This window comes from Pseudomonas capsici (assembly GCF_017165765.1).
GTDB lineage: Bacteria > Pseudomonadota > Gammaproteobacteria > Pseudomonadales > Pseudomonadaceae > Aquipseudomonas > Aquipseudomonas capsici.
This window is the reverse complement of the sequence record NZ_JAFGZD010000040.1, coordinates 1-6,855: the sequence shown is the minus strand read 5'-3', so window position 1 is coordinate 6,855 and position 6,855 is coordinate 1. Positions and strand designations below refer to the sequence as shown.

Genomic DNA, 6,855 nt, shown 5'->3' with positions numbered 1-6,855 from the left:
TCCGGTGCGCGGATCGACTCCGGCCTGGACTGCGCTGAGAAAGTTGAAGGCGTTGGAATGGACGGTGGGGATGGGCATGGAGATAGCTCCAGAGATCAGGGCCGGCAAACCGATGGTTCATCGGCCCTTTGGTGTCGAAACGTGAAATCAGTTGGAGGCAATGATCGTCAACTCATTACGGTCGCTGGGGGATTTGAACTGCACGGTAATCCTGTGCAGGTTTCCGTATTCATCGATCAGTTGCAGTTTCATGGGCCGCTCGAAGTCACTGTCATTGTTGAACGAGAAGTCCGAACGCCGATGCAGGCTGAACAACACGGCCCCTTCAGGCGCTTCCTTGCCGGGAACCACATCGAGATGTGGGCGCGACTCGGGCGCAATGCTTTGCATGAGCAAGGGCTCGAACAGTAATGTCCTGCCGGCGGATAGCGTGTAACCGGTATAACTGCCCATTTCTTCTGCGTATTGGCGGCTTTCCCATTGGACGATACTGGAGGGGCCGTCGAACTCGATGGACACGAACTTTATATATCGAACGCTCTGCTTGAATCTCAGGTAGTAATAGTCGACGGTGTTGAGTTCATAATCATTGTCCTCTCCACCTTCTACCCGCAGGTGCGTAAATTCATAACTGTCGGCCGAGTAGGTCGGTGGCGGTTGCGGAGTGACCTTCAGAATGTTGTCTTTTTCTTCGGAGCCCCCGCTTTCCGTCGAGTTGAATTCAACCAGGTCGGCCCGGGTCAGCGCGACGGCAATGCGCAGCGGAGTCGAGTCGCGCGTCTGGATATACAGATACTTTCCGCTTCCATCCAGGGCTTGCGGCTCACTGCTGCGAGACGGATCGACGGGATAATACTGGTAAGGATTCTTTGTTTCGCTGACCCCCCATTTCTTTCCTTCCGGGGCATTGGCAGGTACACCATCCTCATCGACGTAAGGCAGGTCGTCACCGGTTTCCGCGACGATCAGACGCATGCTGTTCAACTCGGACGGAGTGAGGAAGACTTCGCTGCCTTGGTCGTCGAATGTCTTGACCGCCACCCGGACCTTGACCTGTTCCAGGCCATTGGCGAACAGCACGGCGGATCCTGACGCTTCCTTGATGGTGAAGTCCGTCAGGCGTTCCCACTTTGCCCGTGGCGCAATTTCGGATAAATGAATGACTCCGTAGCCCGACAGGGTCCCGATACCGTCGAAATAGCTGCACTGGATAACGGTGTAAGGCTGGGTGATCGAGTCCGGTGCCTTGAAGTTGCCTGTTGCGTCGATGCTGCCCTCGCCGGTAGCCACGCTCCATTGCAGATTGCGGGCGTCATTCAACTGGCCGGGCAGGGACATGCGCAACGAGGCAGAGGGCGCAAGCCCGGGGTGAAAGGCCGGTTTGACGTCCATGGGCATGACACCGTTGATCAGCAACACGGTCCCCGGGCAGCGGGCCTGGGTGCCGGTGTCGATCGCTTCAATGGTCACGGGCAGGAATTTGCCTGACGGCACGGTGGCGGGTGGGATATAGGTCGCCTCCTGACCATTGCCGGTGAGAGTTCCCTGTTCGGTCGGCAGCGGAGCCCAGGTCACCGGATTACCGCTGAGGGTCGAGACCTTGAACGTGACATTGCGTGGGGTCCGCAGATCGATGGCATGCAAGGCGGGAGTCATGGCCATGGAAGTGGCGACGACCACCACCAGCGCTGAGGCTGTCCGGATTTCCTGCGTCTGGGGATCGGTAAAGGTGGCCGTTACGACGTTGCGAGTGGTCTTGTCTTCAAGTTGCCCTACCGACGGTGCCGAGTACAGCCCGTCCTGGGTAATGACACCCTGAGAGCGGGACCCATCGATATCGCGCACACTCCAGGTGATGTTGGCCGCCCGCGCCCGATAGCGCAGTTCCACGATTTCAAATTGCAGGTCGTCACCGGTCTTGACCGTGGTGTAGAGCGGTTTGAGGCTGAATGAGGTCATGGCCGGGTCGACTTCCCCGAACAGGGTCAGATCGCCGGGCAGGTAGGCTTCCTTCAGGATCAGGGCGTTATGTTCCGGGAACAGCAGATGGTTGATGGCGAAGAAGTTGATTTCGGGAATGCTGATGTACTTGAACAGCCCTAGCATCTGAGTGAGCACTTCTTCCAAGGCATCCTTGGCTTTACTCATCAACGGTTGATAAAGCTCTTCTTCTCCGTCGATACTGACGCTCACATTCTGGCTGGATTCTGATGACCGTATAAAGGAAAGAGTATTGTCACTGGCATTCAGCTGATTATCGAAAATAATGGACAGCGTATACTCGAAGTTGACGTTGACATCCTTATGTTCGTCCCACCATCCGCTAATATCGTCCCAATAATGAAACGTTTCGGTTTCGGTCCCGTTCCATTCCAGGGCCAGCCGAAAATCCGGCCTTATGAACAGTGACAGTTTTTGCGAGAAGGGGAAGCGGAGGTCACTTTTTATAAAGTGGAATTTTTCGCGACCATGGTCATATTGAATGTCGATTGGCTCGGCCTGGTACTCGCCTGCAACGGCAGTCAGTCGATAATCAGCGCTCCGGATCATGTCTTCCTGGCTTGTGAAATTCAGACCACGGCCTACATGATTCTTGATATACGGCACAATAAACCAATACATGACGGCCTGGCGGGAAATGAGCAATGAGCCGGAATATCTGGAGCGCTCCTCTCCGGGGACCTTGTCATCGGGAATCAGATACGGAAACTCGCTTTCATCTGCCGGTAGCGTTCCGTCATGGAAATTGTTCTTGGTGCGCACGAACAGCACCACGGCACCATCGCCATAGCTGTCCGACTTGAGGTTTTTGCCTTCGGGCGCCGCCTGGGTCAGGATATAAAAGTCCTTGGGGGCCAGCAGGTCGTCCGCATTGAAGTCCAGCAGGCCCAGTGAATAGACCTGTTGTTTTGCAGGCAGATCCTCGAAGCGGGCCTTGAAGAAATCGCCTATCAGTGTAGGCCCGACTCCCAGGTCGATCAGGTTGGTCGTAAAGTCGATGGCATTCGAGATATCCAGGATGACTTCGGAGTTCTTGTTGAGGCCTCCTGTCACTTTGCGCAATTCAATATCGGCTTCCAGCCGGTAGCCGTGCTGTTCGGAAATATTGAAACTGGACAGTGCCCGGGTCGGGGAGCCGGGGGCGCTGCTGTAATGGGTGACGGTGCCACCGACAATATCCATGTTCAGGCGTGCCCTGGAGTCTCGCAACGATGCATTCTCGAAGGAGAGGCGAGGCGCGCTCAGAATGATGCCGCTCAGCTCCAGTGTTTCCGGTCCTTCCAGTTGCACCGTGCCACGAATGGCGGGTAGAAAGCTGTCTGTACTGAACCGTGCAATATGCTGTTGCGCCAGCAGATGATTGACCTTGGTCCGGTTGAAGGACACGATGGCTCCCCAGCCTCTGGTATTGGCCCGGCCTTTAAGTTGCTGCAGGAGCGAGTCTCTTGAATTTGCCATGTCTCACCTCGGTTGACGTCCTGTCTCGGGCCATGGAAGCCATGGCCCTTCAAATGCCCTGACGGGGTACTTACTGAAAGGCCCTTGCCACGTCTGGGTATTGCGCCAGAGGCAGGGGCAGCACGGTGTATCCGTAATCAGTGAGGGGTGGGAGGGGAGGAATGCTGTAGGAAAATGCACCGGTGATCACGACAAAGCCCGGTGGTTGCTGTGCTGGCTCGGTGTAGACGCCGGAGGCATCCACCGAGCCAGCACCGGTCAACAATGTCCAGGTCATCAGCTCCTGCGGAACTTCGACAGGGCCGTCGTTGTATTCCTTCATGAAGCGCAACCGTGCCTTGCCATTCGCCGCCTGGGCCAGGTCCACTTCCACTTGCCCGCCGAGCGTCTTGTTGATCACCAATACAGTGGCCTGCCCCATGTTGCTCTGATCGTCGGTGACTTGAATGACCTCCAGAGTGAACATGTCGGTACCCTGTGATTCGGGGGCTGTGTAGGTTGTCTCCAGGCCGGTTGCGGGTTCGAGTGCACCGCCCTGGCCTGGGTTTTTCAGCGCCCATTGCAAGGGCCTTTCATCGAGGGTTCCGGCAGTGAACTTGAGAGAGGCACCCGGGCCGCACACCGAAAAGATCGGATTCAGGGAAATGGTCTGGCTGACAATCGAAACCAGCGTCGAAGACGAAGCCGCAATACCGCGTGCAGTCGTGCCGGTCGCGGTAACGATCACTTGCTGGGCGTCGTGGCCCTGCAACTCATCCTGAGTCGGTGCGGTGTACGCGCCGGCGCTGGTAATGGAGCCGACAGGCAGGGCATTCCCCGGCAGACCTTTTACGCTCCAGGTTACCGTGGCCGCAGGCTCGACGTGGAATGCCTTGCTGCCACCCGGATTCAGAATGACCTGTTCGGGTTCTATCACGAAGCTGGTCAGGGAAGGGTCGACATTACCGAAAGCGGCCAGATCTCCGGGAATGTGGGCGTCCGTCAGGACCATTGAGTTATGGTCGGGAAACAGCAGGTTTCTCAACAGGAAGGTGTCGATGTCGGGGAGCTGGATATTGGCAACATTGTTGAAGAAGTGACTGTCTATCTCATCACACCATGTGCTGAAAAAATCCATCTGGTTATCGAATCCGAAAAACTCTAGCCAGTCTTTCATTGGCATACTGGCACCACTACCTGCATTTTCAGTCGTTGAAAATCGAATGACGCCTGTCTCGGGGTCCAGTTCGGGAGTCATGTCTGCTTTGGTATTGATGGTGAATTCCATGTCACCGTCGACATCCGTGTCATTGCCGTGATGCACATCGACTTTCTGATTCCACCTGCTTTTGCTATAGGCATTCCATTCGAGATGCAGGGTGTTGTTCAGCGACTTGAACCGCAGACCGGTATATTGGCCATCGGGTGTGACTTTAAGAACGGCATCCTCCAGGGCCCTCAATGTACTGTTATGTTCACCCCAGGAACTTGTAAAGACCGTACCGTTCGGTTTCACATAGTTGCCAGATATGCCCTGTGCATATAAATGCAAGGGGGTTCCGTCTTCTCCAGTGGGGGATTCCAGTTTATATCTGATGTTCGGGTGCTGATTGAGTGTCGGCAGGATCAGTTTGTTGAACAGCACTTTATTCGAAAGCAGGACGGCGCCTGAATATTGGGTGCCGTTCCCGTCATTGGGGATCAGATACCTGAAGTCACTGTTCTTGGTCGGTGCGCCGCCGTCCGTGCCCCCTTTGAGCGTCACCATCAACACCACGGCCCCGTCGCCGTAATTGGGGGCTGCCCGGCTCTTGGCACCCGGTGCAGCCTGGGTGCGGACGATGAAGTTCTGCGGGGTGAGGGTGGAGTCTGCGCTCTTGTTCAATGCGCCCAGGGTATACACCTGCAATTCGGGTTTTTCCCGGAAGCGTTCGAGGAAAAACTCCTGAGCGTTGATGATGCTGACCCTGTCCGAGAAAAGATCGGTATCGAATTCGGTCATTTTCTTGAGATCGATCTGTACGACACCGGCATCGGTGACATCGCCCGGCGCGTCCAGCAGGTCAACGTCCATCCACAGGGTCGGGCCTGCCGCACCGTTGGGGCGCATGATGGAGTGGATGCCCTTGTAACCGCCGACCGGCTCGCTTTTCAGAATGGCCAGCCCGGCGGTAATTGCCTGGGTCACCCGGGCCTTGGAGTGCTCGATATCGGCATTTTCGAATGAAAGCCGGGGCAATCCCAACTGGACACCGAAGAAGTTCAGTTTTGAACCTTCCGGCCCCTCTATCTGGCCATCGATGGGGGTCATATAATTTTCGGCAGTCAGTTTCTTTATATATTGCTGCATCAATAACGCATTGGCCCGACCCCGGTTATAAACCACGATGGCATCCCAGCCGAGGGTCTTGGGGTTTTCCTGTAGCCAGGCCAGCAGATTGTCTCGTGAGTCACCGCCTACTGTTGTTGGGTATATATCATCTCGCAGTGCCATGATGTTCTCCCGATAAAGAAGATACTGTGTTACCTGAAACGCTTATGCAGTCGAATGCCGAACAAGTTCTGCTTGTATATCGATGGCTTAACGGTGAGTGCATATGACGTGTGGATGAGGAATTTCGGTGATCCTCTGCGAGTTGTCTACTGACAGAAATGCCAGTTGCCAGTGAGTTGATGGCTGCTAGGATGGATTACTCCATCATGTTGCCGGGTTGGCGCTTTCCGAATGTTGCGGGTGGTATGTAACTTTCAGGCCGTAGTACCTGCTGCTTATAACAGGAGTCTTTATCATGGCACTACGTGTTTTTAAAAGCCTTCCATTCGTCTCGCTTGTCGCGGTCTTTATGTGGGCGAGTGTTTATATTCCACAGCTTGAGGCCAGTGAGCCGGATGGCCAGCTGGTGATTTTTAACAGAAAAAATGGAGATGGCTCATACCCCATTAATTGCAGCATTCCTTTTGTCAGTTCCATTATCGATTTTCAGAACAACTCGCTGGATTGCAGTAATGATGAAGCCTATGCCTTCAGGCTCGAGAATGTGCCGTCGGCGACCTTCTTTTCATTTCATGACGCTCCGAATTGCAGCGAAAGCGGGGGCTTTTCCTATCGCTTCAAGACCATCAAACAGCCTACCAATATGGTGACGGCTCTCGAGATCGAGGAAGCGGGCAAGAAACCCGAGGGTGCTGTGGTTGTTCCGGGTGTGATGATGATTTCCAGCAGTACGAGTGGTCAGGTGGGCGGGAAGCTGTCATGCGTCAGGATCGAGCGTTCTGCGGTGCCGTCACCGTAATGGTCGCCTGTGACCGGGCTTCCATTTATCTCTCGGGGATTTTTACATGCCGACTCCAACCGTCCATTCCAACGCCTTCAACTTTCTCAGCGCGGTCCAGGCCGGAGTCGATCCACGCACCGGC

The 6,855-nt window shown here is 55.1% G+C and carries 3 protein-coding genes; 1 reads left to right on the top strand and 2 read right to left on the bottom strand.

Annotation, left to right across the window (positions count from 1 at the left end):
• Positions 1 to 147 precede the first annotated feature (147 nt).
• On the bottom strand, positions 148 to 3,459 hold the full coding sequence (locus JSY17_RS25360) for a hypothetical protein (protein ID WP_206403366.1): 3,312 nt from the start codon (positions 3,457 to 3,459) through the stop codon (positions 148 to 150).
• Positions 3,460 to 3,529: 70 nt separating this feature from the next.
• Entirely contained in the window at positions 3,530 to 5,932 is a 2,403-nt protein-coding gene (locus JSY17_RS25355) for a hypothetical protein (RefSeq protein ID WP_206403365.1), read from the bottom strand.
• A gap of 295 nt (positions 5,933 to 6,227) precedes the next feature.
• Between JSY17_RS25355 and JSY17_RS25350 the strand changes: the two genes are divergently transcribed.
• Complete coding sequence (locus JSY17_RS25350; protein WP_122371032.1) at positions 6,228 to 6,731, top strand: hypothetical protein; 504 nt, start codon at positions 6,228 to 6,230, stop codon at positions 6,729 to 6,731.
• Positions 6,732 to 6,855 lie beyond the last annotated feature (124 nt).

What these genes read in the sequence shown, in the direction of transcription:
- JSY17_RS25360 (WP_206403366.1), bottom strand. Translation starts at nt 3,459, where the DNA reads ATGGCAAATTCAAGAGACTCGCTCCTGCAGCAACTTAAAGGCCGGGCC.
- JSY17_RS25355 (WP_206403365.1), bottom strand. Translation starts at nt 5,932, where the DNA reads ATGGCACTGCGAGATGATATATACCCAACAACAGTAGGCGGTGACTCA.
- JSY17_RS25350 (WP_122371032.1), top strand. Translation starts at nt 6,228, where the DNA reads ATGGCACTACGTGTTTTTAAAAGCCTTCCATTCGTCTCGCTTGTCGCG.